Below are 25,760 nucleotides of genomic sequence, written 5' to 3'. Positions count from 1 at the left end.
GTTCCGCCGCACTCGCTCGACTGCGCCTCGTCCACGTAGTGCCTGGTGAGCTCGCCTCACCGGTCGCCGGCGAGGCGACCTCGCGGGCATTCCGCCAGACTGGGTGAAGCCGGGTGCCGTCGTGGCGATGAGTCTGCGGGCACCCGCAGGTCTATCTCCTGAAGAGACAACCGAGACACCCGACTCATGGGGAGTAAAGCCATGGGCCTCATCCACATCGAGCTGTTCGCGACCCTCGACCTCGTCGGGCAGGCGCCCGGCGGCCCCGACGAGGACCCGGTGGGATTCCCGTTCGGCGGCTGGCAGGCTCCCCTGCTGGACGAGGTCGCCGGGGCGCAGATCGGTGCCGCGTACGAAGGCACGGACGCACTCCTGCTCGGCCGGCGGACGTACGACATCTTCGCCGCCTACTGGCCCCACCAGGAGGGCGGCGAGGACGACGACATCGCCACGCTCTTCAACGGCGTCCCGAAGTACGTGGCCTCTCGCGGCAGGCCCGACCTCTCGTGGGCCGGGTCCACGCAGCTCGGCCCGGACCTCGCCGACGCCGTGCGCGAGATCCGTGACCGGCACGAGAACGTGAAGGTCGTCGGGAGCCTGAACCTCGTGCAGACCCTCCTGCGCGAGAAGCTCTTCGACCGTCTCGACCTCTGGCTGCACCCGATCGTGCTCGGCGTCGGGAAGAAGGTGTTCGACGACGGGGCGGTACCCAGCAACCTCACGCTCCTCGCGCCCCCGGCAGCCAGCCCGAACGGCACCGTGTACCTGCGCTACGGGCTCGCCGACGGCATCCCGGCGACGGGGGACATGAGCGCACCCGACCGCGGGGCCGGAAGCGACGCCTGAGGCCACCCTGCGCCGCGCAGCCCTGACTGCCGAGCAGCCGACCACCGCACAGCGTGCCGAGCGGCCGGCGGCCGATCGCGAGGTCGTACGCCGCGTGATCGGGGTCGGCATCGGCGACGAGGAATTCGACCAGGCCCCCGACGTCCTGGCCAACATCTACAAGATCGCTGCCGAGAAGGCCCGGGTCGCCCGGGACACCGCCGCGTGATCATCCTCGACGCCAGCGCCGTGCTCGACACCGTTTCCGCCGTCAGTGTGGGCACGATGATCCGCGACGGCTACGGAAGTGCCGACACGTGCCACGCTCTGTACTGCGCACTCCCGCGCCCGGAGTTCACCGGCATGTCCATCCTGCTCACCGGCCGCGAGGACGCCTACCCGCCCGGCACCGTGACGGTCGACATCGACTCGCCCGGCATGCTCGGCTTCCACTGACGAGCAGTCGTAGGGCTGGTCGGCCGGGTACGGAGCAGGCCCGTACGGGGGCGGGTGGACGCGCGGACCGGCGCGTGTGGTCACCCACCTGAGTTCGCTTCAGGCGCCGGTGCCCTCTGGGGCGACGTCCTCGGCCACGTCCGACCTGTAGTGGGTGTGAGTCCGTCGGCGGCGGGGAAGGCTCCGGGAGCAAGAAGACATGAAGGAACCCCCGGGGTGATCGAAATCCGCCCCGTCCTAAGCTGGTTGGGGACTCCCATGTCTTTTATGGGTCCGTCGCCAGCTGGCTGCGGGCCCTTCGTGTTGCGGCGGGCCTGACGAGTCGGTCCGTCGCTCGCCGCGTCCTGGCGGAAGCAGCGCACGGCGGACCCCCGAGGCCGAGGGGGGCCAGCGTGAAGGCACACATCGATCTGACCGCTATCGTCACGATTTCCCTGGGGGGCGTTGTCACCTATCTCGCCTACCGCGACCCGGCGATGGGGCCGGCCATCGTGACCGGCGGCGGGGTTGTGGTCCTGCTGCTCATGCTGTTGAAGGGCGGCGGCGAGGGCCAGTGACGCGGAGGGTGTGACCCGCTGCTGCGGGGTGATGCCCGGCCTCTCCGGTCGGGCATCACCCCACAGGCGCGCAGCCGGTGCCGGCCCGTGCTCTGGCTGGGCTCCGATCCATGAGTGGACCGGTGTCGGCATTACTGACCGGTCCGGTGGCGGATCACCGGTCCGGCAGCGGGGCCGGCGCACGGCGGGGGCGGGCGACGAGTTCACCGCCGCAGTTGGGGCATGTGTCCTGCATGGCGTCGCCGCAGGGAACGCAGAACGTGCACTCGTACGAGCAGATACGTGCGGACGAGTCCTGCGGCGGCAGGGCACGTTCACATCGTTCGCAGCGGTCGCGCATCTCCAAGGCCATGGCTCTCCTACGGGCGTCCATTGCCCGAGTGCTGTCAGAGGAAGTCGGATGTCCATCTTCAGCACAAGGATCTTGTCCTGAAAGCATCGAAGGGGACAGCTTTGCGTAGGATCCGGCCGGGGTCGCGCCCCCTGAAGCCGCCGACGGTCCAGGGTTCCTGGACGCGTGTCCACGGCCTATCCACGGTGTGGACGGGACATCGGCGTCCGGCAAACCCGGAAGGGGGCCGCCCCGCCGGGTGTCGGCAGGGCGGCCCCCTTCGGGGTCGTGCGGGTGGGGTGTGGTCGAGCCGGGTCAGTGGGTGGTCAGGCGCTGGATCGAGTCGGCGATCCGGCGGGTGATCCGCCGCGTGATCAGGCGTGCTTCCAGACCGGGGCGGTCTGGCGGGCGACGCCGTGGACGAAGTTGGAGAGGGTGCCGTTCGCGTTCAGGACCACGATGGTGTTGTCGCTCTGGAGGATCACGGACTTGCCCTTGGCGAAGTAGGTCCAGTTGCTCCAGGTGCCGCGCGAGGTCATCTTGACGCCGTACAGGCCGTCCTTCTTCACCAGGCGGACCTTCGTGCCGCCCGCGACCTTGTACACGCCGAGCTTCGCGGAGGTGGTGGTGGCGCCGGTCCAGCTGTGGATCTCGCCGTCGATGGTGAGGCGGACGTAGCGCTGGCCGACCTTGCGGACGTCCTGGTAGGCGTTGGGCGCCGGGCTCAGGAAGCCGACGCGCTTGCCGTTCTCGACGATGTGCGAGCTGAAGATCTGCGGGCCGGCCTTGTAGGTCTTGACGGTCAGGTTGCCGTACTTCGTCGTGGAGTGGAGGCGGCCCACGGTGATGCAGTGCTTCGACAGCTTCGGGAACGCGGTGGCGGTCCACGGCGTGCTGCCGCCCTGCGTGCGCTGCTTGAACACGGGTGCCTCGGACAGCACGCCGTCGATCCGCAGGCCGCCGGCCAGGTCCAGCGGCTTGGTCTGGTCGACCGTGCCCAGGACCTTGCCGCTCTCGTCGCGCAGCTGGGCCTTGGCGCCGGTGTGGGCGCTGTTGGTCAGCTTGACCGTCAGGCCGGAGAACAGGGACGGGATGACCTTGCTCTTGATGCAGTTCTCGGCAACCACCAGGCTGCGCGCGGGGGAAGCCTGCTGGGCCGGGGAAGAGGCCGCGAAGGCCGCGGCGGGCGTGGCGATCGCCGCGCCGAAGAGGGCGAGGGCGGCGGTGGTGGCGCGGAGGGCGGTACGCATGACGACTCCTTGAAGCGTGGGTGGTGTGTAAGGAGAGCCGTATGCCGTGGTCTCTTCCGGTGGAGGCCGTTGAGTTCGGGCTGCTGGCTGCAGGAGCAAAGTTAGTGATCTTGTTGGGTGGAATGGTCCGGTCCGCGTCACAGGCGTGTGACAGCGGCAAGCAGGCACCATCGCCTCCTGCGCAACCCAGGCGAGGTTCGGCCGTGTGCGGTGCGGACTTGGACCAGGTGGTGCCGTACTCCGCCGGGGGCCCGGGGTGGCGTGCTCGGCGTCGGACCCGAGCCTGTGATACTCGCCGGCCGGTCGTCGGTGCGTTGTGGCAGCATGCCGCCGTCCGTGCCCTGATCGCCGGCGTGGAGACACCCTCGCCGCCGCTCCTCGCTGGGCTGCTGCGAGGTGAGGAGGGCGAGGCCGCGGAGCTGTTCGGCCTGGTAGCGGACGAGCTCGGGTTCGGCTTCCACCCGCCCGAGGGCTACTGGGAGGGCCGGTTGGCGCTCGCCCGCTGGTGGGCGGCCGAGATCGTCGGTGGATGGCTCGACCCCGACGAGGGCGCCTTGCTCATCGTCAACGAGGTGGCCGCGGCCTACGGGGAGTCCGAGGAGTTGGCACCCGTCGTCGACCTGGTGCTGGCGCGCTGGGACCACACCGGACCGCAGGCGTCCCCGGAGGAGATCGACGCAGACGTGATCCGGGCCGCCCGTGAACTCCTGGCCCGCATTCCGCCTCCGTCCACCCCTTTCTGATCTGACGGCACGACTGTCGCCCTGCCCGGGCCGGCCACCCGGGGCGGGGCAGGTCAGTGGCCCGGTCAGTGGAACACTCCGGCCCGGGCCGCCGCGCACGCCGCCCGCGCTGCGCGGCGGGGCAGCTCCGCGTCCGGTGCGCCCCGCAGGAGGAGGAGTTCCTGGTAGAGCGGCGCCGTGGCCGTGACGAGCAGCCCGCGGGTGTTCAGGCCGGGCGGGATTTCACCCCGGTCCACGGCCCGGTCGGCGATCGGCGCCGACCGGGCGTAGCGGTCCTCCCAGAAGCGGGTCAGGGCGCGCGCGGCCTCCGTCGAGCGGAAGGACGCGGCGATCAGGGCGGTGGTGAGGCTTGCGCTCGCGCCGGACTCGTCCGGTTGCAGGGCGTCGTAGACCTCCTGGTTGAGTGCGGTGAGGTCGTCCTCCAGGGAACCGGTGTCGGCCGGGCGCCAGGTGTCGTCGGCAGCGGCCTCGAGGACATCGGCCAGCAGTCCCCCGATGTCGCGCCAGCGCCGGTACACGGTGGTGCGGTGGACGCCGGACCGTTCGGCGACGGCGTCCACCGTCAGTGCGTCGTATCCGGCTTCCACGAGGAGTTCGCCGACCGCCTCGAGGACCTGTGCACGGATCCGGGCGCTGCGGCCGCCCGTACGGCGCCGGGCGGGGGCCTCCGGACCGGGATCGGAAAGATCGCTTGCGTCTGTGGGTGAGGGCATGTCACCATCTTAACGCAACAGTCATCGCGTTAAGGAGCCTCTGGTGATCATCTGCCGTATCCGGCCCGCCGGCCGCCGCCCCGCTTCCACCCCCGCCCCCGCCCGTGCCGTTCACTTCCCGGAGTCCGCCCATGACCGCGACCGAAACCTCTGCACAGCTCACCGCGCTTGACGTCACCAAGGCCTACGACGGCCGCCTCGTCCTCGACACCGTCAGCTGCTCCGTCACGACGGGAGACCGCCTCGGGATCGTCGGCGAGAACGGATCCGGCAAGTCCACCCTGCTCCGCCTCCTCGCCGGAGCCGAACGCCCCGACCAGGGGAAGGTCTTCATCCGTTCCCGCAGCCCGCTCGGCCACCTCGCCCAGGAGGAGCGGCTGCCCGCGCACCTGACCGTTCAACAGGTCATCGACCGGGCCCTCGGTGAACTGCGCACCATGGAAGCCGGCCTGCGCCGGCTGGAACGGCGGATGGCGGACGGGGACACCTCCGTGCTCGCCGCGTACGCCGACCTGCTCACCGGCTACGAACTCCGCGGCGGCTACGAGGCCGAGGCGCGCATCGAGCGCGCCCTGCACGGCCTGGGCCTGCTGCGGCTGCACCGCGACAGCCCCGTCGGCGCGCTTTCCGGCGGTGAGCAGGTACGGTTGCGCCTCGCGTCGCTGCTGGCCGCCGAGCCCGACGTACTCCTGCTCGACGAACCGACCAACCATCTGGACGACTCCGCCCTGACCTGGCTGGAAGAGCACCTGCGTGCCCGCCGCGGAGTCACGGTGGCCGTGTCCCACGACCGCGTCTTCCTCGACCGCGTGACCACGTCCCTGCTGGAGGTCGACGCCGACACCCACGGGGTCGTGCGCTACGGGAACGGCTACGCCGGCTACCTCGCCGACCAGGCCGCCGCGCGCGAGCGCAGGGTCCAGTCCCACGAGGCCTGGAACGCCGAAGCCGCCCGGCTGCGCGACGCCGCTGCCGGCAGCGCCCGGCGGGTGGCGCCCGGACGGGCCCGCAAGGACGGCAACAAGATGGCCTACGACCGGGCCGCCGGCCGGGTGCAGCAGTCCCTGGCGAGCCGGGTGCGCCAGGCCGAGGAGCGGCTGTGCCGGCTGCTGGCGCACCCAGTGGAACAGCCGCCGAAGCCGCTGCGCTTCAGTGCAGTCCCGAGCGGCGGCGATGCGCGCGGAACACTCGTGGAGGCGCAATGCGTTGAGGTTCCGGGACGCCTGGCCCCCACGAGCCTGACCCTCGGGCCGGGGGACCGCCTGCTGGTCAGCGGAGCGAACGGCGCCGGGAAGTCCACCCTGCTGAACCTGCTGGCCGGTACGTCCGAACCTCCGCGGGGGCGCCTCGTACGCCGTGGTCGGATCGGCCTGCTGAGGCAGCTGCCGGACCTGGACCCGGACGCGAACCTGGACGCGGACGAGGGCCTGAACGGGAACCGGGACGAGCGGACCGTTCTCGCCGCCTATGGGCAGGGGCGGGCCGGCCACCCCGAGGAACACGCCGAACGGCTGCTGGAGCTAGGACTGTTCCGCCCCGACCGGCTCGGCGTCCCCGTCGGGAACCTGTCCTCCGGACAGCGGCAGCGACTCGCCCTGGCCCGCCTGGTGACCGAACCGTACGACGTACTGCTCCTTGACGAGCCGACGAACCACCTCTCCCTCGCTCTGGTGGAGGAGCTGGAGGCGGCCCTCGTGGGTTTCCCAGGCGCCGTGGTCGTCGTCAGCCACGACCGGATGGTGCGTTCTCGCTGGCAGGGCGAACGACTCGATCTCGTGGCAGCCGCGACCACCACAGCCGCTGCCGTTGCCGCTGCTGACGAGGACGGTTCCGTGCGGCCGGCGGGCACCGCCCGGGTCGCCTGACCGGACCTCGCGCCGGGCCCTCGCCCCGCCCTTGCCACCCTCGCCTCCCCCTCGTGATGGAAGGACCCGTATGCCCCACATCCACACCCACACCCTCACCACAGACCGCTCCTTCTCCGTGTCGGACCCGGCATCGGGCCCGTACGCCCTCACCGCCGGCGATGACGGCTCGATGTGGTGCACACTCGTGCACGCGGGCCGGATCGCCCGCCTCACTCCCGAAGGCCGGCTCGACGAGTTCCCGTTGGACTCGGAATCCTGCGGGCCCGGCCTCATCACCGCGGGCCCCGACGGCGCGCTCTGGTTCACCTGGATGCGGGACGGCCGGATCGGCCGGATCGACAGGCACGGGCAGGCCCGTTCGTACCCGTTGCCCTCACGGGACGCCGGCCCGTACGGCATCACGGCCGGCCCGGACGGCGCGCTCTGGTTCACCCAGCTGCACACCGGTCGCATCGGCCGCATGGAGACGGGGGGAGAGGTGGCGGAGTTCCCGCTGCCCGGCCTCGAAGGAGCCTTCCCCTCCATGATCGTCGCAGGTGGTGACGGAGCTCTGTGGCTCACCCTTAACCAAGCTCACGCCATCGGCCGGATCACGCTCGCCGGGGAAGTGACCCTGCATCACCTGCCCGCTCCCGAGGCGGCTCCCGTGGGGATCGCGGCAGGCACCGACGGGTCAATGTGGTTCACCGAGATCGGAGCGGGCCGGATCGGGAATCACGGCGGCCGGGGAGATCACCGAGTATCCGCTCCCCGACCCCTCCTGCCGCCCCCACGCGATCACGGCCGCACCGGACGGCTCCGTGTGGTTCACCGAGTGGGCGACCGGCCGGATCGGCTCGCTGACACCTGCGGGCCACCTGGAGGAACACCCCCTCCCCGACCCCGGCTGCGAACCCCACGGTCTGGCCTTCGGACCGGACGGCGCACTGTACGTGGCCCTGGAGACAGGAGAGATCCTGCGTATGGTGCGAGGCAGGGACTGACGGCGTCTGGCACCAGGGTGCGGAGTACGCGTGCGCCCATCGCTGCCGCCGCATGACCGGCCTTCTATCCTGCAGGAATGATCAAGCCGATAGAACTCGTGATATTCGACTGCGACGGTGTACTGGTCGACAGCGAGCGCATCGCCGTGCGCATCCAGGTCGCACTGGGCGCGGAGCTCGGCTGGCCGTTGACGCACGAGGATGTCGTCGACCGGTTCATCGGGCGCTCCAGGGAATCCATCTGTGCACAGATCGCTCAGCGGCTGGGCGAGGAGACGGCCGCACACTGGTGGGACCAGCTGATCCAGCGTCACCGGAAGGAGGTGGACGCCGGGCTCGAGCCCGTGGACGGGCTGCCCGATGCGCTGGCCGAGATCACCCTGCCGGTCTGCGTGGCCTCCAGCGGCTCCCACGAGAAGATGCGTCACACGCTCGGTGTCACCGGACTGTACGACCGGTTCGCCGGCCACATCTTCAGCTCCACCGAAGTCTCCCGTGGCAAACCGGCCCCTGACCTCTTCCTGCACGCGGCACGACAGATGGGCGTCGACCCTGCGGCCTGCGCCGTGGTCGAGGACAGCCGCCCGGGCGTCCAGGCCGCCCGCGCCGCCGGAATGCGAGCCTTCGGCTATGCGGGCGGTCTCACCCCGGCCGAACGACTCGACGGCGCCGACACCATCGTCTTCCACGACATGCGCAAACTCCCCGGCCTCATCAACGAGCAGCAGTAGCCGCACAATCCGGCGTCCACGGGGGAGATCCACATAGCCCCACCGGCGACGACGGCGCCCTGTGCGGATTCCACGTCGGCGGGGCGCCGCGCCGAAAGTGCGAATCGCAGCTTGCGCGGAACTGCAGAACGGCGCGGACTTCGGTGCGCCAGTGTGCCGCGAACACGGTCAATCACCATCGCGGACCAGTCCGCGCCGTAGGTGTGGGACGTGCTCCACTCCGGCGTGTTCAGGTGGAGCAGCGTGGTCTTGGTGACCCGGCCGCGGCCGTCGTACTCGTTCTCGGTGGCGCTGGGGATCGGCTGGCGCGCGTCCCGCGGATGCCACGCACGGGGTGTCCAAGCTGACCGTCAAGATGCTCGCCCACGCGGCCCGCAACACAGTCGACTACACGGTGCCCTCCGTCCCCGCCGGGCGCTCGGCCCGCCACAAACTGACCTTGCACGCCAAGGACGCGGGTCGCCTCCACACCTACTTCCTGCCCACACCCGGGCAGCCGGTGTGGCCCGGACCCGACGTCCGCATCAGTGCCGTCACCACCAGCAAGGGCCTGGACTGCAAGCTCATCACCCCCGGGATCGCCGATCAGCAGCGCAACCTCGACTGCCATGCGACCGAGGGCGAGCACACCATCGAGTACACCCTCACCGCACCGGCCGCGCTGCCCACCCGGCAGATGGATGCGCACACGACGGGAACGGCGGGACGAGGCCGGCGCTCTTGTCGGGTATGCGGTCCGCGCTGCCCGGGGCCGTGCGGACCGGGCACGCGCCCGGTGTGGTTCGCCGGTTCGACGCTCGCCTACGGCCTGTCCCTGCCGCGTGTCCGCGAGTGCCTCGAACCGGCCGTCGCACCCGCGGACTGTCGGTGAGACCGGTGAATCTTCTCTGAGACAGGTCATCTACTGAATTGGCGGCAGCTGGACCATCGGGTCAGCCGTCAGCGCTAACGGCTGTCCCGACGGGAGGGCTTGCGCCGGCCGGTTCCACATTGGTGGAACCGGCGCCCGCGACAACGACGAGCAGGTCATCAGCCCTGCGGGTCGCGGTCAGTTCGCGTGGACTCCCCACCACTTCTGGAAGTTCATCCCGTTGCAGTCGAACGCGCGCAGCCCGTACGCGAAGCTGTCGTCGATGCACCGGCCGGTGGCCCGGTTCTTGAAGGTCGTCCCGCCGGAACTGTTGCTGACCGACCACTGCTGGTAGTTCATCCCGTTGCAGTCGAAGGCCCGCAGGCCGTACGCGAAGCTGTCGTCGACACAGCGGCCGGTGACCTTGTTCCGCAGCTCGTGGTAGTACGTGCCGTCGCCGAACCGGAACTGCTGGAAGTTCGTTCCGTTGCAGCCGAACGCCCGCAGCCCGTACGCGAAGCTGTCGTCCATGCAGCGGCGGGTCGCGTTGTTCTGCCCGTCGAAGTGGAAGACCTCCGCGCGGGCATGTGCGGGCGTGGCGACTGACAGCGCGGCGATTGCGGCGGTCGCGGCGACGACGGCCCATCGCCGTACAGCGGATATCTGCATGACCCCTCCAGATGGATGAGAGACGACGACCGAGGGATTGTCCCTGGACGACAGGCGCGTGCAGTCTCCCCGAGGCCCGCGCCGTGCAGACGACACTAGGCACCGCCTGGTAGGGAGGGCAGTGCTCCGCCAGAGGCCGCCCAGAGGCCGCCCAGGAGCCGACCGTCTGCCACTTCGCCGGACCCACCCTGTTCAGGACGTTCCGCCACGTCTCGGTCATGGGCTGCGCCCCCGCCCTGCCGGTAAGGACCCCGGCAGCGCGGAAGCCGTCCGTCCTCGGGCCGGCGGGAAATGCAGAGTCAGCCGCAGAGCGAGAACTGATCCCCCGGCCGGAACGGACCGCAGGGGCCCTGCGTGTAGCTCTGGCCAAGGTTGCCCCGTCCCGGCTGGACGAGATGCAGCGCACGATGGACGAGGCGTTCTCGCAGTCCATCGACGCGGGTGAGGCCCGCGGGGTCCAGGGCGCCGCCGACAACCGAAGCCCGTGCGCCTTTTACCGGCAGATTATTGCCGCTTGACACTCAAGATCTTGATTGGCAGCATCCTTTGCACCGGCGATATCTTCCGTTCATGTGAAACCGGCGAGGTCGAAGTCCTCCCCGGTCGCGTATTTCCAGCAGCGAGAAACTCACAAGGTTTTCTCGCTGCTTCTGTGTGAGGCTACTTTGAAACAACTGAATTCCGATCGCATCACTGGTGCCATCGAGGAGTCCGAGTCGCGAATCCGCCCCAGTGAAGAGCGGGGCGAATACCAGCGCACGCTCGGCACCCGGCAGACACAGATGATCGCCATCGGCGGCACCATCGGCACGGGGCTTTTTCTGGGTGCCGGGACCGCCATCTCCAAGGCGGGTCCGAGCCTGCTCATCTGGTATGCGGTCGCAGGCGCCGTGGTGTTCCTGGTCGTCCGCGCCCTGGGCGAACTGCTGATGTACCGACCGTTCTCCGGGAGTTTCGCCGACTACGCGCGGGAATTCCTCGGGCCGTTCTGGGGATACGCCACCACCTGGACGTACTGGATCATGTGGGTGACCACCGGCATGGCGGAGATCACCGCAGCCGGCCAGTTCATGCGCTACTGGTATCCGGATTTCGACCAGTGGAAGACCGCCCTCATAGCCCTGGTGGTGCTCACCTGCGCCAACCTCATCTCGGTCAAGCTCTTCGGTGAGCTGGAGTTCTGGTTCGCCATGGTCAAGGTGACAGCCATCATCGGCATGATCCTCGTCGGCCTCGGGGTGCTCATCCTGGGCTTCGGCGACGCCGGTGACACCGCGTCCGTGAGTCACCTGTGGGCGGACGGGGGAATCGCCCCGCACGGCGTGTGGAGCTCCCTCATGACCCTGCAGATCGTGCTCTTCGCCTACCTGGGCGTGGAGTTGGTCGGTGTCACCGCGGGTGAGACCAAGGACCCGGAGAAGAACCTGCCGCGGGCGATCAACACCCTGCCCCTCCGCTTTGGGCTGTTCTACATCGGCGCCCTCCTCGTGATCCTGTCCGTCGTCAGCTGGAGCGAGTTCCAGCCCGGTACGAGTCCGTTCGTCGCTGCCTTCACGAAGATCGGCATCCCCGCGGCGGCCGGCATCGTCAATTTCGTCGTGCTGACTTCCGCGCTGTCCTCTTGCAACGCGGGCGGCCTCTACGCGACGGCCCGCATGCTGCGGACCGCGGGTCTCAACGGTGACGGCCCCGGGGGGCTGGCACGGCTCACGGACAAGGGCGTGCCGAGGACCGCCCTGTTCGCTTCCGCCCTGGTCATGGCCGGCGGAGTCGCGATCAACGCGATCGACCCGGAGCGCGCCTTCATCTACATCACCAGCGTCTCCACCGGCGGTGCGATCCTGGTGTGGAGCGTCATCCTCGTCACCCACCTGCGCTATCGCGCGGCAGTACGCGAAGGACGGGTCGCCGCGTCGCCGTACCGCATGCCGGGCGCCCCGTACACCAACTGGCTGGCACTGACGGCCTTCGCCTTCGTCACGGTCCTGATCGCCTGGAACGCCGAGACCCGGATGGCCCTGTACGTGATCGGGGTGTGGATCCTTCTGCTGGTGGCGGGCCATGCCCTGCGGCGCACTCGCACCCCGCACACCCCTGCAGAGACGGCCCCCGGCCGGCGGGTCTGACACCCGCCCCGCCTCGGCACCGGCGTCGGACTCTTCAGGAGGAGGCCCGCTGCTGTGACGGCCCGTGGCGTACCCCTCCAGCCGGTACGCCACGGGCCGTCGGGTTGTTCCCCGCCCACCCCGTTCGCACCGTCGTGAGCCTCCGGAGGAGAGCTCGGCGAACTCCCCGGGCCCGTGTCGGCCGCGGGGCGGATTGCCGCAGGCCGCGCGGGTACCGCTGGTCACGCGCCGGGCCGTCGCGCCGCGGCCCCCGCCGAACGCCCCTCCGGCCCAGCTGACCGTTCCGGCTGTTGCACTTGCAGACAACAGTGGTGGCGCTGAAGACCGGAATGCATGCTCTGCATGCGGTGCGGATCGGGCGATGAACCCTCAGAAGGTCACAAAAGGTCCTATTTCCGCTCACTTCACCCATGACCACCTTAGAGGTGATAACAATCACCGGTCTGGGGCTTGGAAGTGAAGGAACCAGCCACCCTCTGAGGGGAAAATGATCAGCGAGGGGGGCGTGAGCGATGAGAAGTTCGCTTCGCTGCAGGAAACGTTGGAGAAGAGGGGCCCTTCCGTGCAACTGGTCGGACTTGAGGACGAGACTTATCCGCACGAGGCCTCTGCGCCGCTCCAAGTCTTTCTCAGAGCATGGCGGGCTTCGGCCGGAGCCAAGCTGGGGCGTGACAAGCCGATCTCGCAGAAGGAAGTCGCCGAGCGCATGCAGGTGAGCGAGCGCTGGTACCGCAGCCTGGAGAGCGGTGATCCCGTACCGCTGTCCGGCGAGCGGCTCGGCCAGCTCGCCTCCGCACTGGTCCTGGGGCCCGATGAGCAGATGGCGCTCTACGCCCATGCGCTGGGCGGTGAACCAGAGCCCCAGGAGGACGCCGGCGAAGCGCTGGACGCGCTCACGCTGCTGGTGGAGCAGGCCGGACCGTACCCCATGTACCTGGCCGATCGCGCGTGGAACGTCATCGCGTACAACGCGGTCGCGGCCGAGTGGTTCCCCTGGTTCCGCGCGCCGTCGCCCAACGTCCTCCGATGGGCTCTGACCACCGCCGAGGCCCGCGAGGAGCTGGTGGACTGGCAGCACAACGCCGAGATGTACCTGGCCCAGCTGCGCTTCACCATGCTGAGCGGGCACGACGACGCGGAGGTGCGGAGCTTGCTCGACGAGGTCCTCGCCGTTCCGGAGTGCCGTCGGCTCTGGGAGCAGGGCACGCAAATCATCGCCTACCGCCAAGGGCACCGGTTCACCCTGCGGCTCCCGTGGGTCCGGGCCCAGAACATCTCCGTCACCGCACAGGTCCTCCTGCCCGCCTATGTGGCCGGCATCCGCAGCGTGGTCCTCATGCCGGACTTCAGGGCCACCGAGGTGCCGGGTACGGGCTCGCCCCGGAACTGAGCCCGTCCGGACCGGCTGCGATGACCGCGAGCCGGACGCACCTGCGCCAGGACGAAGCTCCTGCCGGACAGGCGCATCGGTCCGGAAGTACAAGGATTACCGAGGCCCGGGCGAATTCACGCCCGGGCTTCGCCATATTCTTGCATAAGGTGCACCGGCATTTTTTTGCCTCCCATAACTGTCTGCCGTGCCGGGACGCGGCAATTTTCTGCCGGTCGGCCGAGGAGATTTTCCGGCGGCCGTGCGGCACTTTTTTGCCTCTTGACGGTCGACGGAAACAGCGGCAGCATTCACCCCGGTCAAAGGCCGCCCTCCCACAGAGATTGGGCGGTAGCTCTTCAGCCGGAGAGGTGCCCACGAGGAACTCTCCAGGCTCCGTCAGAGGACTGCAGTGAAATTCGCTATTATCGGCGGCGGCGCCACCAGTGTGAGTCTTGTTGATGCACTCGATCGCCGCGGCCTGGCACAGGAAATCGACCTGACCGTCTATGAGCCGGAAAAGGAGATCGGACGGGGAAACGCCTACCGCGTGGACGCCGGATCGGCGCTCCTGAACCGGCAGGCGGAGTTCATGTCGATCCGATGGAACGAGCCGAGGCACTTCCTCGGCTGGCTCGAAAAACACCAGGAACCGGAAGTCCGAGCGTACGCACAACCGGGTTCCTTCCCGCCGCGATACCTGTTCGGTGATTACACCTCCGAGTGCTTCGCCCGCCTCAAGGATTCCTGGGCCGACCACGGCCGGTCGGTCGAGGTCGTCCATGACACCGTGGTGTCGATGACACGCGGTGACGAGGGTCAAGAACTCAGGGTCACCACCACCTCCGGCACCACGCACGCGTACGACGGCGCCGCGCTGTGCGTGGGAACCGCCGATCCGGTCGACTGCTACGGGCTCGCGGGAATTCCCCGGTACACGAACGACCCCTACCCCCTGTGGGTCACCGTGGAGACGGTCGCTCAGGAGGATCACGTCGCCGTGCTCGGAACGAGCCTGACGGCAGTGGACATCGTCATGGCGCTGCTCGATCGAGGGCACCGCGGGCCGATCACCATGGTGTCGCGCCGCGGACTGCTGCCCGGCGTGCGGCAGCAGCACCGCGACACCACCTCCGCGGTACTCACCGAGGCGGCCGTCCGCCTGGCGGCCGGCGCCCCGGAAGGGCTGACGCTCGCAGCGGTCCTGGAGCTGATGCGCGCCGAACTCGCCGCGCACGGCATCGATCCCCACATCCTGGACCGGGAGGCCGACCCGCGCGAAGAGCCGGCCGCCCGCCTCGCGCGACACCTGGAGCTGGCCGAGCGCGCAGAGCTGTGGCAGCCACTGCTCATCACCGCGGCGAACGACCTGATCGAACTCGTCTGGTCGCTGTGGTCCGACACCGAGCGCGCCACCTACCTGCGCGACTACCACCACATCTTCCAGAGCCTGTGCAACCCCATGCCCATGCGTACGGCGCGCAAGCTGCTCACGGCAGCCGGGACCGGGCAACTCCGCATGCTCGGCGGAGTCCTGGACGTACGGGCGCAGGGCGAGGCGTTCGGCATCGCCTGCAGGGACGAGACGTTCCGGGCCGACGCCGTCATCAACTCCGCCAAGCGCGAGAAGGCCCCTTCCCCGGCCGCGGCGACCGAGCTGTGCGCCTCGGTCGTGAACGCCGGCCTGGGACAGTACGACGCCTTCGGCGGTCTGACCGTCAGCACCGCGGACAACCGGCTCGTGACGGCGGGCGCCACCACGCCCTCGCCCGTCTTCGCGCTGGGACAGCTCACGGCCGGCTCCCTCTACTACACCAGCTCTCTCGCGATGATCGCCCGTCGGGTCGAGTTGGTCGCCGACCGCGTCGCCGAAGCGGTCGCCCTCACGAAGCAGCAGTAACCCCTCCCCTCCTACAGAAGTGCAAGAACCAATGAACTCTCCTGTCGTCATCGTCGTCGATCCCACCTCCACCGGCGTCAGCCTCAGCGCCGCCTGCGCCGAGTACGGTGCCCACGTCGTCCACCTCTGGCAGGCCGGCCTGCGGGACGCCTACAGCGCCGACCCGCACCCGCACAAGCTGCTGTGCACCGGGACGGAGGACGCCCTGGGCGCCCTGGCCGGACTCGCACCGGCAGCGGTGTGGCCGGGCAGCGAGTACGGCGTGACCTTCGCCAACCAGCTCTCCGCCGAACTGGGCCTGCCCCACAACGACCTCGCCCTTGCCGGCGCCCGCCGGGACAAGAACGAGATGCTCCGCGCGGTCTCCGCCGCGAGCCTGCCGACAGGTTGGAGCAAGGAGCTGTACAGCGGGGAGGAGGTGGAGGAGTTCCTGACCGGCTTCGACGCCTACCCCGTCGTCGTCAAGCCCGCCAACAGCGCCGGCAGCGACGGCTGCGCGGTCTGCTACAGCGCCGACGACCTGCGCACGGCGTACTCGGCGATCGCCGGTCAGGAGAACTACCTGGGGGAGACCAACTCCCGTGTGCTCGTACAGGAGTTCATCGACGGTCCGCAGTACATCATCGACACCGTCAGCGTCGGCGGACGGCACCTCCTGTCGGACGTGTTCCTCTACCGCATCGACGAGGTCGACGGAAAGCCGCTCATCCGCGACGCCGTCCTGCTCAAGGAACTGAACGAGGCGGAACGGGACGCCGTGCGCTACGTCATGTCCTGCCTGGACGCGCTCGGCCTCAAGGAGGGTGCGGCCCATACCGAGGTCCGGCTCACCTCCCGCGGCCCCCGGCTCATCGAGGTCAACGCCCGCCTCATGGGCCCGATCCAGCCCGCGGACGTGTACACCGCGGCGCTGGGGTACAGCCACGCCACGCTCCTCGCGGAGAGCCTGCTGGACCGGGCGCGCTTCGAGCAGCGCTTCGACCAGGACTACCGTCCGCACCAGGCCATGGCCATGGTCCTGCTGCGCATCTACCAGGAGGGCCACATCACGGCGATGCCCGGCCTGGCGGAGATCCGGCGGCTGCCCGGCTTCCACAGCTTCCTCAAGCTCCCGGCCCTCGGCACCGCCGTCTCCCCGGCGAACCCGCTCACGGTCGGCACGACCGGTCTGGCGTTCTTCGCCCACGTGGAACCCGACGTGGTCGACAAGGCGCTGGCCGAACTGCACGTGAGGGAAGACGCCGACGCCGTCTTCACCGTCGGCTGAACGCGAGGTTCGCCGTGCACACTCCGCCCTCGCCCACCGGCGCGTACGGGCTGGGCTGCGTCGTCGTCGCGGTCGTCCTGCAGGCCATCGGAAACGGTGTCTTCGACGGCCGGATCAGTTCGACCGACAGCTTCCTCATCTCGTTCCTCGCGTTCTTCTCGGCCGCGGTGATCTTCAACGTAGTACAGGCCGTGCAGCGGCGCGGCGTCCCCGGTGCCGACGTGCCGCTCGGCCGGCGGGGGCGACGCCTCCTGGTGCAGCTGAACGTGGCCACAGCGGTGACGTTCCTCGGCTTCTACCTGGCCCTCAGCCTCATGCCGTCCGGAGCGGCCAGCTTCCTCGAGGCCGGCGTCGTCCCCCTGGTGATCTTCGTGCTCCTCGCGCTGTCACCGCACGCGCGCCCCGCGTGGCGCGATCTGCCGGTGGCCATGCTGGTCTTCGGGCTGGCCTGCGTCAGCGCGTGGCGCTTCTACCAGGACAGCACGCCGGGGCGCGCCGGTGACCTGCTGACCGGTGCGGTCCTCGCGCTCGTCGCGGGAGTCGGCGCCGGGTGCATCGGGCTGATCTCGCGTCGTCTGGGCGAGGCGCGGGTGAACCCCGTGACGGTGAGCGCCCACCGGTTCCACCTGACGTACCTCATTGCCCTGGGCGTCCTGGTGTTCCGGGCGGACCGGCTGGGCTCGCCCGCCCATGTCGGACAGCTGTGGCTGATCTCGCTGCTCACCGTGACCATCCCGCTGTTCGTGCTGCAGATCGGGCTGCAGCGGTCCGACACCTTCCGTGCCGGAATGGTCATGTCGTGCCTGCCCGCGTGCACCTACCTCAGCGCGGCAGCGCTGGGCGGGGAGTTCGACGTGCCCACGATGTGCCTCATGGGCGCCGCCGTCGCGGTACCCGCGCTCTTCACCGTCTTCACCCGCCGTCGGACCTCTCCGGCCGACGGCACCGCGCCCACGCCGTCCCCCGCATGACGCGGTAATGGACCAGGGCCGCCGGGACAAGATCGCGGCGGCCCTTCGGGCTGCAACGGGGACCGGCCGCGAAGGAGGGCCAACTCGGCAAGTCTCACCCGGGCCGTCACGCAGCCGGATCGCCGGCGACCCCTTCGGGAGCCTTCGTACAGTGCCGGACGTGTTTCCGTCATCTTCGCACCGGTATGCGGCCACCGCGGGCGGGCCTGCGGACGGCCGCGCGAAACGGCTCCCCGGATCCGGCCAGACTCTCGAGGCACGGTTGTAACCGCCGGTAAGTCTGCGGCAAGGTGTGGCCGTCTCCCGGGCCGGGCGCACTGCGCCGGCCGGGATGCGCGCGTCATCCCCTCCTGCTCACCCAGCGAAAGGGATCTTCCGCATGCGCAAGAACCGTGTGGCCATGGCCGTGTCGGGCGCCGTGCTCGCCGTGACCGCCGCGATGGTGCCCGCCACCGCCCAGGCCGCCCCGGCGGGGGCCGCCGCCGTACCGGCACCGAGCAAGGCCGCGCTGGCCCGCGCCGCCCTCGATTGCGGTTCCGGGAACGTCTGTTTCTGGACGGGGTTCGACTTCACCGGCGACCGCTGCGCCTGGTCGGACGCCGATCCCGACTGGCAGAGCGGCAGCATCCGCTGCTCCTGGTCCGCCACCAAGAACGTGAAGTCCGTCTTCAACAAGGGCACGTCCAGCGCCACCGGCGTGGCGTACTACATCGGCGCCAACTACAGCAGCCGCATCGGCTGCGAGCCCCAGGGCGAGGGAGCCAACCTCGCCGGCACGTACAAGGTCCGTTCCCACAAGTGGATCTCCGGCTCCTGCGGCTGACCCGCCCTGCCCCCGCGAGCATCCCCGGCGGCTGCTTACGCTGCGCCGGTGAACGACAGCACACGAGACATGCGGATCCGGCCCGGCAGCCCGGACGACGCACCGGCCGTCCTGGCCATGCTGGACGCGGCGGTGCTCTGGATGAATGCGCGCGGGAACACCGAGCAGTGGGGCACGGTGCCGTTCTCGCAGCGTCCCGAGGGGGCCGCGCGCGCGTGGACCGGTACCTGACCGAGAACGAGCCCTACATCGCCGAACTGGACGGGGTACTCGGCCGGAGGCTCGGCTGCAACTGACGATTTCCGGACACAGCTGCCGCGGGGGGGGGGGGGGGGGGGGGGGGGGGGGGGGGGGGGGGGGGGGGGGGGGGGGGGGGGGGGGGGGGGGGGGGGGGGGGGGGGGGGGGGGGGTGGTCCCCCCCCCCCCCCCCCCCCCCCCCCCCCCCCCCCCCCCCCCCCCCCCCCCCCCCCCCCCCCCCCCCCCCCCCCCCCCCCCCCCCCCCCCCGCGTCCGGGCCGCCCGCCCCCGCCAGCCGCTTGCTCGTGTCACTTGTCCGAATCGCGGTGCATATTACCCCGCTTAAAAGGTGCCAAATCTCGATGTGTGTCGGGCCACACCGGGCTGCCGGTGGCCGCCGTTACCCCGGGGCACCGCTGCAATCCAGCGGGAAGCGGGCATCTGCCGCAGCGAATGGAACCAGCCATTCCTGCCGACTGGATGGCCGCTTCGGCCGCCCACAAGTCGCATTCCAGCCAGAAGCTGGCGCTAACTCGACCAATATTCCGTCAAAGCGGTAGCTGAGGGGACAGGATCCTCAAGTTCCGCTTTGACGCCCTTGTGGTGATCTTCAAGACTGCCGCCCGACCACCTCGCTCCCGGGGGGAAGCCGGGGGCGGGATCTAGCAGGGGGAACCGAAAACCGAATGATGAAGAGCCACCCGAGCTCCGCTCGTATGGGCAGGGCCGTGACGCGCGGTCTTGTGACCGCGACTGCGCTGGCCGCTGTGACCGGTGTTGCTGCGCCGTTGATCGTGGTTGCGACGCCGACCGGTGCCGTTGCCGCGGCTGCCGGTATCGGAACGGACGACAAGCAGCGTGTGGATGCCGCCGCCGTGGTGCGTCTGGACCCGTCTCCGGACGTGCTGCTGCTGAGCGACCACGATTTCATTTTCGCCTTGTGGCAGAAGGCCCGTGACGGCGGAGAGCCCTTCGAGTCCGTGCGTGTCGCCGCGGAGACCGCGATGACGAGCGCGCTGGACGCCGACCACGTCGCGTTCATCGTGACCGGCATCCACACGGCGTACGCCGTGGACAAGCAGCGGGAGAAGGACAAGGCGGACGCCGCGCGGGCCGCCCGTCAGGCGAAGACCCAGGTCCTGATCGCCGTCGGGATCCCGCAGACCCCGGATCTGCTGGATCTCAGCGATGACAACTTCATCCGTGCCGTGATGCGTCACGCGGCCTCCGGTCCCGAGGTGCGCTCGGCTGCGGCGAAGGCCCTGGCCGAGAACGCGACGGTGTGGCACGCGTTCATCATCAGCGGTGCGCGCGAGGCGCATCAGCGGGATGTGGACCGGGAGCTGAAGGAGCTCGCGGAGAAGGACGCGGCGGAGGCCGCGCGCCGCAAGGAGATCACGGCCCGGACGAACGCGGCCGCGCTGTTCCGGATCACGCCGACCGAGGCGATGCTCGCCCTCAGCGACGAGAACTTCATCCGCGAGCTGCTGCGTGCGGCGCCCGCCGACACGAAGACCAGCGAGCTGGTTGCCGCAGCCCAGCGTGCGGTGCTGAGTTCGGACCCGGCGGTGTGGAAGGCGTACATCCACACGGGTGCGGAGGAGGCGTACAAGAAGGACGACGAGGCGCGCCGCAAGAAGATCGCGGAGGCGAACCGTGCGCTGGTGCTGCAGATCCAGGCGGCCGCGGAGAAGACGGGTGTGAACCCGAACCTGGTGGCGGCGGCGAAGAAGGCGCTGGCTGGGGATGACGTGGCGGTGTCGGAATTCCTCAAGGAGGAGAACCAGTACCGCGCCAAGCGCCAGACCCTGGTCCCGGCGGCCGGCATGGCGGGCTTCGTGATCCGTCAGTCCTCCGTCGATGCGGGTGAGGCGTTCCTCGCGCCGGTGGCCGCGGGTTCGAAGCAGGCGGACCGTGAGGACGCGACCTGGGTCGTCGTGCCGGGTCTGGCCGGTGAGGCGGGCTGCTACTCCTTCGAGTCGGCGCGCAAGCCCGGGCACTACCTGATGCAGAAGGACCTGCGGGTCCGCCTGACGGCGAGTGACGACAGTGCGCAGTTCCGCAAGGACGCGACCTGGTGCGCGAAGCCGGGCCTGTCCGGCAGTGGTACGTCGTTCGAGTCGGCGGCCGAGCCGGGGCGCTTCCTGCGCCAGCACTGGGGCGACCTGTTCGCGGGCAACAAGGCCGGCGGCGCGAACCGCTTCGACACGGAGAAGGAGTTCGTCCAGGAAGCGTCCTGGAAGATCGCCGTCCCCCTCGCGCGCTGACCCCGCACGGCACCACGGCCGGCGCCCGACCGGGCCCGTACCGGCACAACCGCCGCGGGCCCGCCGTTTGCGCCGCCGCACTGCCGTGCCCCGGCGTCCCCGTGCACCCGGGCCCTCGCCGAGGGACCCCGCCAGCCTCCTCCTGATTCCTTCAGACCGAAGAACGGAACTCCCCATGTCCCGGATCCTGCGATCCGCCCTGGCCATCGGGGCCAGCACCGCCGCCATCGCGGCCGGAGTGGCCTTCGCCGTCGCCCCCCAGTCCGCCCAGACCGCCCCGCGGACCGAGACCGTCGCCGCTGCCGCGCCGGCCGCCCTGCAGATCAAGGCCCAGCACAGCGGCCAGTGCCTGACCGTCCCCCAGCTCAGCCTGCGCAACGGCGTCGGCGTCGTGCAGTCCCCGTGCGCCAAGGGCGCGCTGAACCAGCAGATCGACATGGTGCCCACCGGCGCCGGCACCTTCGAGCTGCGCTTCAAGCACTCCGGCAAGTGCCTGGACGTGCAGGGCTGGGGCACCACCACCGGCACCAGCGTGCAGCAGTTCTGGTGCCTGAGCGGGCAGCCGAACCAGCAGTGGCGCATGGTCCTGACCGACATCGCGAACGACCTGTACGAGCTGGTCCCCGCCCACCTCCCGGCGAACGGCAAGCTCTGCCTGGACGTGGCCTCGTCCAGCAAGGACGACGGCGCCGCACTCCGCCTGTGGGCCTGCAACGGCACGTCCGCCCAGAAGTGGCGCCTGTCGCCGGTCACCACCGCCTGACCCCCTTTACGCAAGAGGAAACGGAACCCATATGTTCAAGATCACCCGGGCCGCCCTTGCCGTAGGGGCCACCGTCGTCGTGCTCGCGGGCACCGCGACCGCCGTACAGGCCAGCGGCGGCGACCCCGGCACGGCGCGCCCCGCGCTCGACGCCCGCGAGGCGGCCGCGCGCGCCGCCGCCGCGGCCATCGAGGCGCAGAACCGCGCCGCCATGCCCGAGACGGTCATCCGGCTCGCCAACGCCGCCAGCGAGAAGTGCCTCGACGTCGAGGGCGGCTGGGGCTCGGACGGCGTCAACATCCAGCAGTTCACCTGTCACGACGGCAACGCGCAGAAGTGGGCCGCCGTCGCCGCCCCCGAGGGCGGCTTCCAGCTGCGCTCCGTGGTCAGCGGCAAGTGCCTCGAAGTGCAGTCGGAGAGCACCCAGGAGCGCGCCGTCATCGACCAGTGGACCTGCGGCCGCGGCGCCCACCAGCGCTGGCAGCTGAACCTGGTCGACCAGGTCCGGAAGCTGTACGAGGTACAGCCGATGCACGCCCCCGGCATGTGCATCGACATCCCCGGCGGCTCCAAGCAGGAGAGCCTGAAGACCCAGCTGTGGACCTGCAACCGCAGCGACGCGCAGCTGTGGAAGGTCGAGAAGGTCAAGTGAGCCGACCGGGGGGGGGGGGGGGGGGGGGGGGGCACGCCCGGGGGGGGGGGGGGGGGGGGGGGGGGGGGGGGGGGGTTTCTGCCTTCCCCCCCCCCCGGGGGGGGGGGGGGGGGGGGCCGCCCCCCCCCCCCCCCCCCTCCGCTGTCCGCACGTCCTTCCTCCGCCCGGAGGAAGGAGTTGCAATCTGACATTGGGGGGCTGACATGAGTTCTGACAGGGGCTCCGCACACGAGTCCGCGCCGTACCGCGCACGGGGCGCGGGCCGGGCGGGCGGCCGGACCGCGCGCGCCTGGACCGTCGGTCTGCTGGTCGGCGGGATCGCCGTCACCGGCACCGTGCCGGCCTGGGCGGACGCCGCAACGGCAGGCCCGAGGGCCGGTTTCGTCGCGACCGCACCGGCGGCCGCGACCGACACGACGACGACCGACACGACGACGGCCGTCTCCGCCGAGCTGTCCGCGGTCATCGAGGAGGCGCGCCGGCGGGTGACGTCGATGGCGAAGACGCATCCGGCAGCGGAGGTGCGCACCTCGGCGTGGAACGCGCTGCGGAGCAGCCGCGGGGACGCGGCGCTGCTGGAGTGGCTGGCGCCGGGCGGCGGCTTCGACTACGCGAAGCAGCGGGCGCGTGAGACGCGGGCCCGCAACAAGGCCTTCTGCGAGCGTGTCGCCGCCACGCACACGGTCGGCTTCTCGCCGGCGGTACGCGCGGCTGCGGCGCGGGCGTTGAAGGGGACCGTCGCCGAGCAGGCGGCGTTCGTGAAGACCGGGTACGCGGAGGCGCAGCAGCGCGACCGCGCGGCACGCGAGGCCGGGGAGCAGCAGCGCCTCGAGGTAGCGGCGAAGGACCGGGAGTTCGTACGGGCCCTCGGCGAGGCCGACCCGGGTGAGCAGGTCCGCGTGGCCGCGCAGTGGGCGCTGCGTCCCGGTGCCGCGGAGGGCGACGTGGCGGAATTCTTCGGCTACGGCTGGGCCACCGGCTCGGTCCTCGACCTGGAGGCGTACCGGACGCGCATCGCCGATGCCGAAACGGTCCGCCACTTCCAGCTGACCCGGCTGCTCAAGGAGGCCGAGTCCGCCGAGGCGGCCGTGAAGGGCGCGGCCGACGCGGCAAAGGCCCGTGCCGAGGCGGAGCGCGCCTGGCAGGCGGTGTCCGAGCACGCGGGCGCGGCGCAGCGCGCGTGGCTGGCGGAGCAGGCGGCCGCGGCCGCGCAGGCGGAGAACTGGCGGTCGATCGCCCAGCTTTCGCGCGAGTCCGCGGAGCAGCTGTGGAAGGCGATCTCGGGTACGGCCGACGGCAACCAGGAGGCCTGGGCCGCACAGCTCGCCGACGCCGAGAAGGCGGCCGAGTTCTGGAAGGCCCGGTTCGACCTCGCCCAGGACGGCGAGAACCGGACCCGCGGCTGACACCTGCCGTCCGTGCGGCCGGGAACATACGCAAGGCCGTGTCGACGGCAGTGGTCGTGGCGGTGCTCGGCACCGCTACGGGTCAGGCCGCGGCCGCGACGCAGGCGCGCGGGCAGCAGGAGCAGTTGACGTCGGCGCAGGCGCTGGCCTCGCTGGACCAGCTGGCCGCGGCGTTGAAGCCGAAGACCGCCGCGGGTGCTCCGGCGCCGGTGGCGAAGTCGGAGCTGCAGCGGCTCAGCGACGAACGCGACCGGCAGCTGGTGGAGGACTTCGCGGAGTTCGACGAGGAGGAAGAGGTCCGCGAGGCCGCCCGCAAGGCCCTGGAGAGCACCGATCCGAACGCGATCGCCGAGTTCCTGGCGCATGGTGAGGCCGAGGCCCGCCAGCGTGCGAAGGACAAGCGGGCCGGCGATGACACGGCGAACCGGGAGAAGATCGAAAAGCTCCGCGGGACGGGCGGGCCGTTCTTCAACGCGGAGGTCGAGCGCGTTCTGAAGGGCACCGCCCAGGACCGCACCGACTTCCTCGCCTTCGGCGCGGACATCGCCCGCCAGCGGGACGCGGCCGACCAGCAGAACGCCGCCAAGCGGGCCGAGGAGAACCGCAAGCGCGTCGAGATGCTGGCCTCCGTCGGCGGCCCCGCCGTCAAGCGGGCCGCGCAGGCCGCCCTCGATTCCAAGAACGACGCGGTCATCGCCCAGTTCCTGGAGACCGGCTACCAGGCGGCCGCCCGTCAGGACGCCGACGACCGGGCCGCGCACGAGAAGGCCCAGAAGGAGGCCCTGGAGGCGGCGGAGAAGCTCCGCGAGCTGGCGAAGAAGGCCGCGGTCGCGGCCGAGGCCCGCACCAAGCTGATCGCCGCGCACGGGGATGCGGTCACGGCGTTGAAGAACGCCTCGAACGCCATGTCCGCTGCTGCGGCTTCGGCGCGTGAGGCGGACCGGATGCTGTCCGCGGACCGCGCCGGCAAGCGCCTGTCGAACTACGAGCAGGTCAAGACCGAGGCCGCCCGCCAGGTCGGCTACGCCGAGGACGCCGCGCGCGCCGCGCAGGTCGCCGCCGCCCAGGCGAAGATCCAGGCCGATGTCCTCGTCCAGACGGGTCTGGAGCACGGCACGCAGTGGTCGGAGGTCGCCGCCGGCATCGCCGCCGCCGCCGACGCCGCTGCGAAGGCGAGCAAGACGGCGCAGCACGCCATCGACGCCACCGCCGCCGACGCGGCGGGCCTGAACGCCCAGAACCAGGCCGAGCTGCACGAGGCGCAGGCCAAGAAGTGGCGTGCCAACGCCGAGGAGCACGCGAAGGCCGCCGCCCGTCTGGCGGAGGCCGCGGACAAGCAGGCGAAGATCGCCGCGACCGCTGCGGCGCGTGCGAAGGATGCGCGGCTGGCGGCCGAGCAGGCCGAGCGCGAGGCGTGGGAGCACGCCCGCAAGACCCGCGAAGCCCGTATCGAGGCGCAGCGGCAGGCCCAGATCGCGGCCGAACAGCGCAAGATCGCCGAGCGTGAGCGCGACCTCGCCGCCGCCGCCCGTGCGCGTGCGGAGCGTGAGCGCGACATCGCCGCCGCGGCCCGTGCACGCGCCGAGGCCGAGGCCCGTACGGCCTCCGCTGCCCGCGCGCAGGCCCAGGCCGCCGCCGCGACCGCCGCCTCCGCCCGCGCCAGCGCCGAAGCCCAGGACGGCATCGCCGCCGAAGCCGACCGCCGTGCCCAGGGCGAGGAGACCAACGCCCGCAACGCCCGCAACGCCGCCTTCGCGGCCGAGCAGAACCACAACGCGAAGGAAGCACGCGCCAAGGCCATGGAGGCCCAGGCCGCCTCCGGCCGCGGCACCATCGACGCAGGTGTCGCCCGTGGCGCCGCCGATCAGGCGCGCGCGGATGCCAACACGGCCCGTGACGCGGCCGGTGTCGCCCGCGGCGCTGCGAACACCGCGAGCGGTGCCGCTGTCCGTGCCCGCTCGGCTGCCACCGAAGCGGCCGGCGCGGCTGCCCGTGCGCGTGCTG

At 70.7% G+C, this 25,760-nt stretch carries 20 protein-coding genes and 4 pseudogenes; 20 read left to right on the top strand and 4 right to left on the bottom strand.

Features of this window, described 5'->3' with window-relative positions; translation table 11 throughout:
- Positions 1-201 precede the first annotated feature (201 nt).
- From ACZ7H1_RS20685 to ACZ7H1_RS20675, 3 genes and pseudogenes are all read left to right on the top strand, one after another.
- The gene (locus ACZ7H1_RS20685) at positions 202-846 is read left to right on the top strand and encodes a dihydrofolate reductase family protein (RefSeq protein ID WP_470788503.1); all 645 of its coding nucleotides are present in this window, start codon (positions 202-204) and stop codon (positions 844-846) included.
- A 228-nt stretch (positions 847-1,074) separates the two neighbouring features.
- Positions 1,075-1,281: pseudogene (locus tag ACZ7H1_RS20680) on the top strand (hypothetical protein); the annotation flags it as partial.
- Positions 1,282-1,673: 392 nt separating this feature from the next.
- Positions 1,674-1,838, top strand: a complete 165-nt coding sequence (locus ACZ7H1_RS20675) for a hypothetical protein (protein WP_470788502.1) — start codon at positions 1,674-1,676, stop codon at positions 1,836-1,838.
- A 154-nt stretch (positions 1,839-1,992) separates the two neighbouring features.
- Here ACZ7H1_RS20675 and ACZ7H1_RS20670 read toward each other — a convergent pair whose 3' ends face one another.
- Positions 1,993-2,190 (bottom strand): DUF1272 domain-containing protein, encoded by a 198-nt coding sequence (locus ACZ7H1_RS20670; protein WP_470788501.1) that lies wholly within the window; start codon positions 2,188-2,190, stop codon positions 1,993-1,995.
- 353 nt (positions 2,191-2,543) lie between these two features.
- Positions 2,544-3,419 (bottom strand): hypothetical protein, encoded by an 876-nt coding sequence (locus ACZ7H1_RS20665; RefSeq protein ID WP_470788500.1) that lies wholly within the window; start codon positions 3,417-3,419, stop codon positions 2,544-2,546.
- Positions 3,420-3,772: 353 nt separating this feature from the next.
- Between ACZ7H1_RS20665 and ACZ7H1_RS20660 the strand changes: the two genes are divergently transcribed.
- Positions 3,773-4,162 (top strand): hypothetical protein, encoded by a 390-nt coding sequence (locus tag ACZ7H1_RS20660; protein WP_470788498.1) that lies wholly within the window; start codon positions 3,773-3,775, stop codon positions 4,160-4,162.
- Between the two features lie 65 nt (positions 4,163-4,227).
- Here ACZ7H1_RS20660 and ACZ7H1_RS20655 read toward each other — a convergent pair whose 3' ends face one another.
- A complete protein-coding gene (locus ACZ7H1_RS20655; protein WP_470788496.1) occupies positions 4,228-4,875 on the bottom strand; it encodes a TetR/AcrR family transcriptional regulator in 648 nt (215 codons plus the stop codon).
- A gap of 131 nt (positions 4,876-5,006) precedes the next feature.
- On the opposite strand from ACZ7H1_RS20655, the gene ACZ7H1_RS20650 reads away from it, so the two are divergent.
- The 4 genes and pseudogenes from ACZ7H1_RS20650 (at position 5,007) to ACZ7H1_RS20635 (ending at position 9,328) form a co-directional block, all read left to right on the top strand.
- The gene (locus ACZ7H1_RS20650; protein ID WP_470788494.1) at positions 5,007-6,740 is read left to right on the top strand and encodes an ABC-F family ATP-binding cassette domain-containing protein; all 1,734 of its coding nucleotides are present in this window, start codon (positions 5,007-5,009) and stop codon (positions 6,738-6,740) included.
- Positions 6,741-6,810: 70 nt separating this feature from the next.
- Positions 6,811-7,726 (top strand): annotated as a pseudogene (locus ACZ7H1_RS20645) (virginiamycin B lyase family protein).
- 77 nt (positions 7,727-7,803) lie between these two features.
- Positions 7,804-8,457 (top strand): HAD family hydrolase, encoded by a 654-nt coding sequence (locus ACZ7H1_RS20640; RefSeq protein ID WP_470788493.1) that lies wholly within the window; start codon positions 7,804-7,806, stop codon positions 8,455-8,457.
- A 334-nt stretch (positions 8,458-8,791) separates the two neighbouring features.
- Positions 8,792-9,328: a hypothetical protein gene (locus ACZ7H1_RS20635; RefSeq protein ID WP_470788492.1), complete on the top strand. Its 537-nt coding sequence runs from the start codon at positions 8,792-8,794 to the stop codon at positions 9,326-9,328.
- 177 nt (positions 9,329-9,505) lie between these two features.
- Here ACZ7H1_RS20635 and ACZ7H1_RS20630 read toward each other — a convergent pair whose 3' ends face one another.
- The gene (locus ACZ7H1_RS20630) at positions 9,506-9,976 is read right to left on the bottom strand and encodes an RICIN domain-containing protein (protein ID WP_470788490.1); all 471 of its coding nucleotides are present in this window, start codon (positions 9,974-9,976) and stop codon (positions 9,506-9,508) included.
- A 665-nt stretch (positions 9,977-10,641) separates the two neighbouring features.
- Between ACZ7H1_RS20630 and ACZ7H1_RS20625 the strand changes: the two genes are divergently transcribed.
- The 12 genes and pseudogenes from ACZ7H1_RS20625 to ACZ7H1_RS20570 all read left to right on the top strand — a co-directional run.
- Entirely contained in the window at positions 10,642-12,102 is a 1,461-nt protein-coding gene (locus tag ACZ7H1_RS20625) for an amino acid permease (protein ID WP_470788488.1), read from the top strand.
- A gap of 706 nt (positions 12,103-12,808) precedes the next feature.
- The gene (locus tag ACZ7H1_RS20620) at positions 12,809-13,492 is read left to right on the top strand and encodes an MmyB family transcriptional regulator (RefSeq protein ID WP_470788487.1); all 684 of its coding nucleotides are present in this window, start codon (positions 12,809-12,811) and stop codon (positions 13,490-13,492) included.
- 391 nt (positions 13,493-13,883) lie between these two features.
- Entirely contained in the window at positions 13,884-15,371 is a 1,488-nt protein-coding gene (locus ACZ7H1_RS20615; protein WP_470788485.1) for an FAD/NAD(P)-binding protein, read from the top strand.
- Between the two features lie 31 nt (positions 15,372-15,402).
- A complete protein-coding gene (locus ACZ7H1_RS20610) occupies positions 15,403-16,638 on the top strand; it encodes an ATP-grasp domain-containing protein (RefSeq protein ID WP_470788483.1) in 1,236 nt (411 codons plus the stop codon).
- A 14-nt stretch (positions 16,639-16,652) separates the two neighbouring features.
- Positions 16,653-17,609, top strand: coding sequence for an EamA family transporter (locus ACZ7H1_RS20605; RefSeq protein ID WP_470788481.1), 957 nt, complete (start codon positions 16,653-16,655; stop codon positions 17,607-17,609).
- A gap of 379 nt (positions 17,610-17,988) precedes the next feature.
- Positions 17,989-18,432 carry a peptidase inhibitor family I36 protein gene (locus tag ACZ7H1_RS20600; protein ID WP_470788480.1) on the top strand — a complete coding sequence of 148 codons (444 nt, stop codon included), beginning with the start codon at positions 17,989-17,991 and terminating at the stop codon, positions 18,430-18,432.
- A 69-nt stretch (positions 18,433-18,501) separates the two neighbouring features.
- Positions 18,502-18,698: pseudogene (locus ACZ7H1_RS20595) on the top strand (GNAT family N-acetyltransferase); the annotation flags it as partial.
- A gap of 737 nt (positions 18,699-19,435) precedes the next feature.
- Positions 19,436-20,935: an AbfB domain-containing protein gene (locus ACZ7H1_RS20590; protein ID WP_470788478.1), complete on the top strand. Its 1,500-nt coding sequence runs from the start codon at positions 19,436-19,438 to the stop codon at positions 20,933-20,935.
- Between the two features lie 175 nt (positions 20,936-21,110).
- Complete coding sequence (locus ACZ7H1_RS20585; RefSeq protein WP_470788477.1) at positions 21,111-21,698, top strand: RICIN domain-containing protein; 588 nt, start codon at positions 21,111-21,113, stop codon at positions 21,696-21,698.
- A 31-nt stretch (positions 21,699-21,729) separates the two neighbouring features.
- Entirely contained in the window at positions 21,730-22,350 is a 621-nt protein-coding gene (locus tag ACZ7H1_RS20580) for an RICIN domain-containing protein (protein ID WP_470788476.1), read from the top strand.
- A gap of 203 nt (positions 22,351-22,553) precedes the next feature.
- A complete protein-coding gene (locus ACZ7H1_RS20575) occupies positions 22,554-23,756 on the top strand; it encodes a hypothetical protein (protein ID WP_470788474.1) in 1,203 nt (400 codons plus the stop codon).
- Positions 23,757-23,794: 38 nt separating this feature from the next.
- Positions 23,795-25,760 (top strand): annotated as a pseudogene (locus ACZ7H1_RS20570) (hypothetical protein); the annotation flags it as partial.

The organism is Streptomyces sp. NPDC037401, from assembly GCF_055602345.1.
The sequence above is the reverse complement of the archived record's forward strand: the minus strand, read 5'-3'. Positions and strand labels throughout refer to the sequence as shown.

What these genes read in the sequence shown, in the direction of transcription:
- ACZ7H1_RS20685 (WP_470788503.1), top strand. Translation starts at nt 202, where the DNA reads ATGGGCCTCATCCACATCGAGCTGTTCGCGACCCTCGACCTCGTCGGG.
- ACZ7H1_RS20670 (WP_470788501.1), bottom strand. Translation starts at nt 2,190, where the DNA reads ATGGCCTTGGAGATGCGCGACCGCTGCGAACGATGTGAACGTGCCCTG.
- ACZ7H1_RS20665 (WP_470788500.1), bottom strand. Translation starts at nt 3,419, where the DNA reads ATGCGTACCGCCCTCCGCGCCACCACCGCCGCCCTCGCCCTCTTCGGC.
- ACZ7H1_RS20655 (WP_470788496.1), bottom strand. Translation starts at nt 4,875, where the DNA reads ATGCCCTCACCCACAGACGCAAGCGATCTTTCCGATCCCGGTCCGGAG.
- ACZ7H1_RS20650 (WP_470788494.1), top strand. Translation starts at nt 5,007, where the DNA reads ATGACCGCGACCGAAACCTCTGCACAGCTCACCGCGCTTGACGTCACC.
- ACZ7H1_RS20640 (WP_470788493.1), top strand. Translation starts at nt 7,804, where the DNA reads ATGATCAAGCCGATAGAACTCGTGATATTCGACTGCGACGGTGTACTG.
- ACZ7H1_RS20630 (WP_470788490.1), bottom strand. Translation starts at nt 9,976, where the DNA reads ATGCAGATATCCGCTGTACGGCGATGGGCCGTCGTCGCCGCGACCGCC.
- ACZ7H1_RS20620 (WP_470788487.1), top strand. Translation starts at nt 12,809, where the DNA reads ATGCAGGTGAGCGAGCGCTGGTACCGCAGCCTGGAGAGCGGTGATCCC.
- ACZ7H1_RS20610 (WP_470788483.1), top strand. Translation starts at nt 15,403, where the DNA reads ATGAACTCTCCTGTCGTCATCGTCGTCGATCCCACCTCCACCGGCGTC.
- ACZ7H1_RS20600 (WP_470788480.1), top strand. Translation starts at nt 17,989, where the DNA reads ATGCGCAAGAACCGTGTGGCCATGGCCGTGTCGGGCGCCGTGCTCGCC.
- ACZ7H1_RS20585 (WP_470788477.1), top strand. Translation starts at nt 21,111, where the DNA reads ATGTCCCGGATCCTGCGATCCGCCCTGGCCATCGGGGCCAGCACCGCC.
- ACZ7H1_RS20580 (WP_470788476.1), top strand. Translation starts at nt 21,730, where the DNA reads ATGTTCAAGATCACCCGGGCCGCCCTTGCCGTAGGGGCCACCGTCGTC.
- ACZ7H1_RS20575 (WP_470788474.1), top strand. Translation starts at nt 22,554, where the DNA reads ATGAGTTCTGACAGGGGCTCCGCACACGAGTCCGCGCCGTACCGCGCA.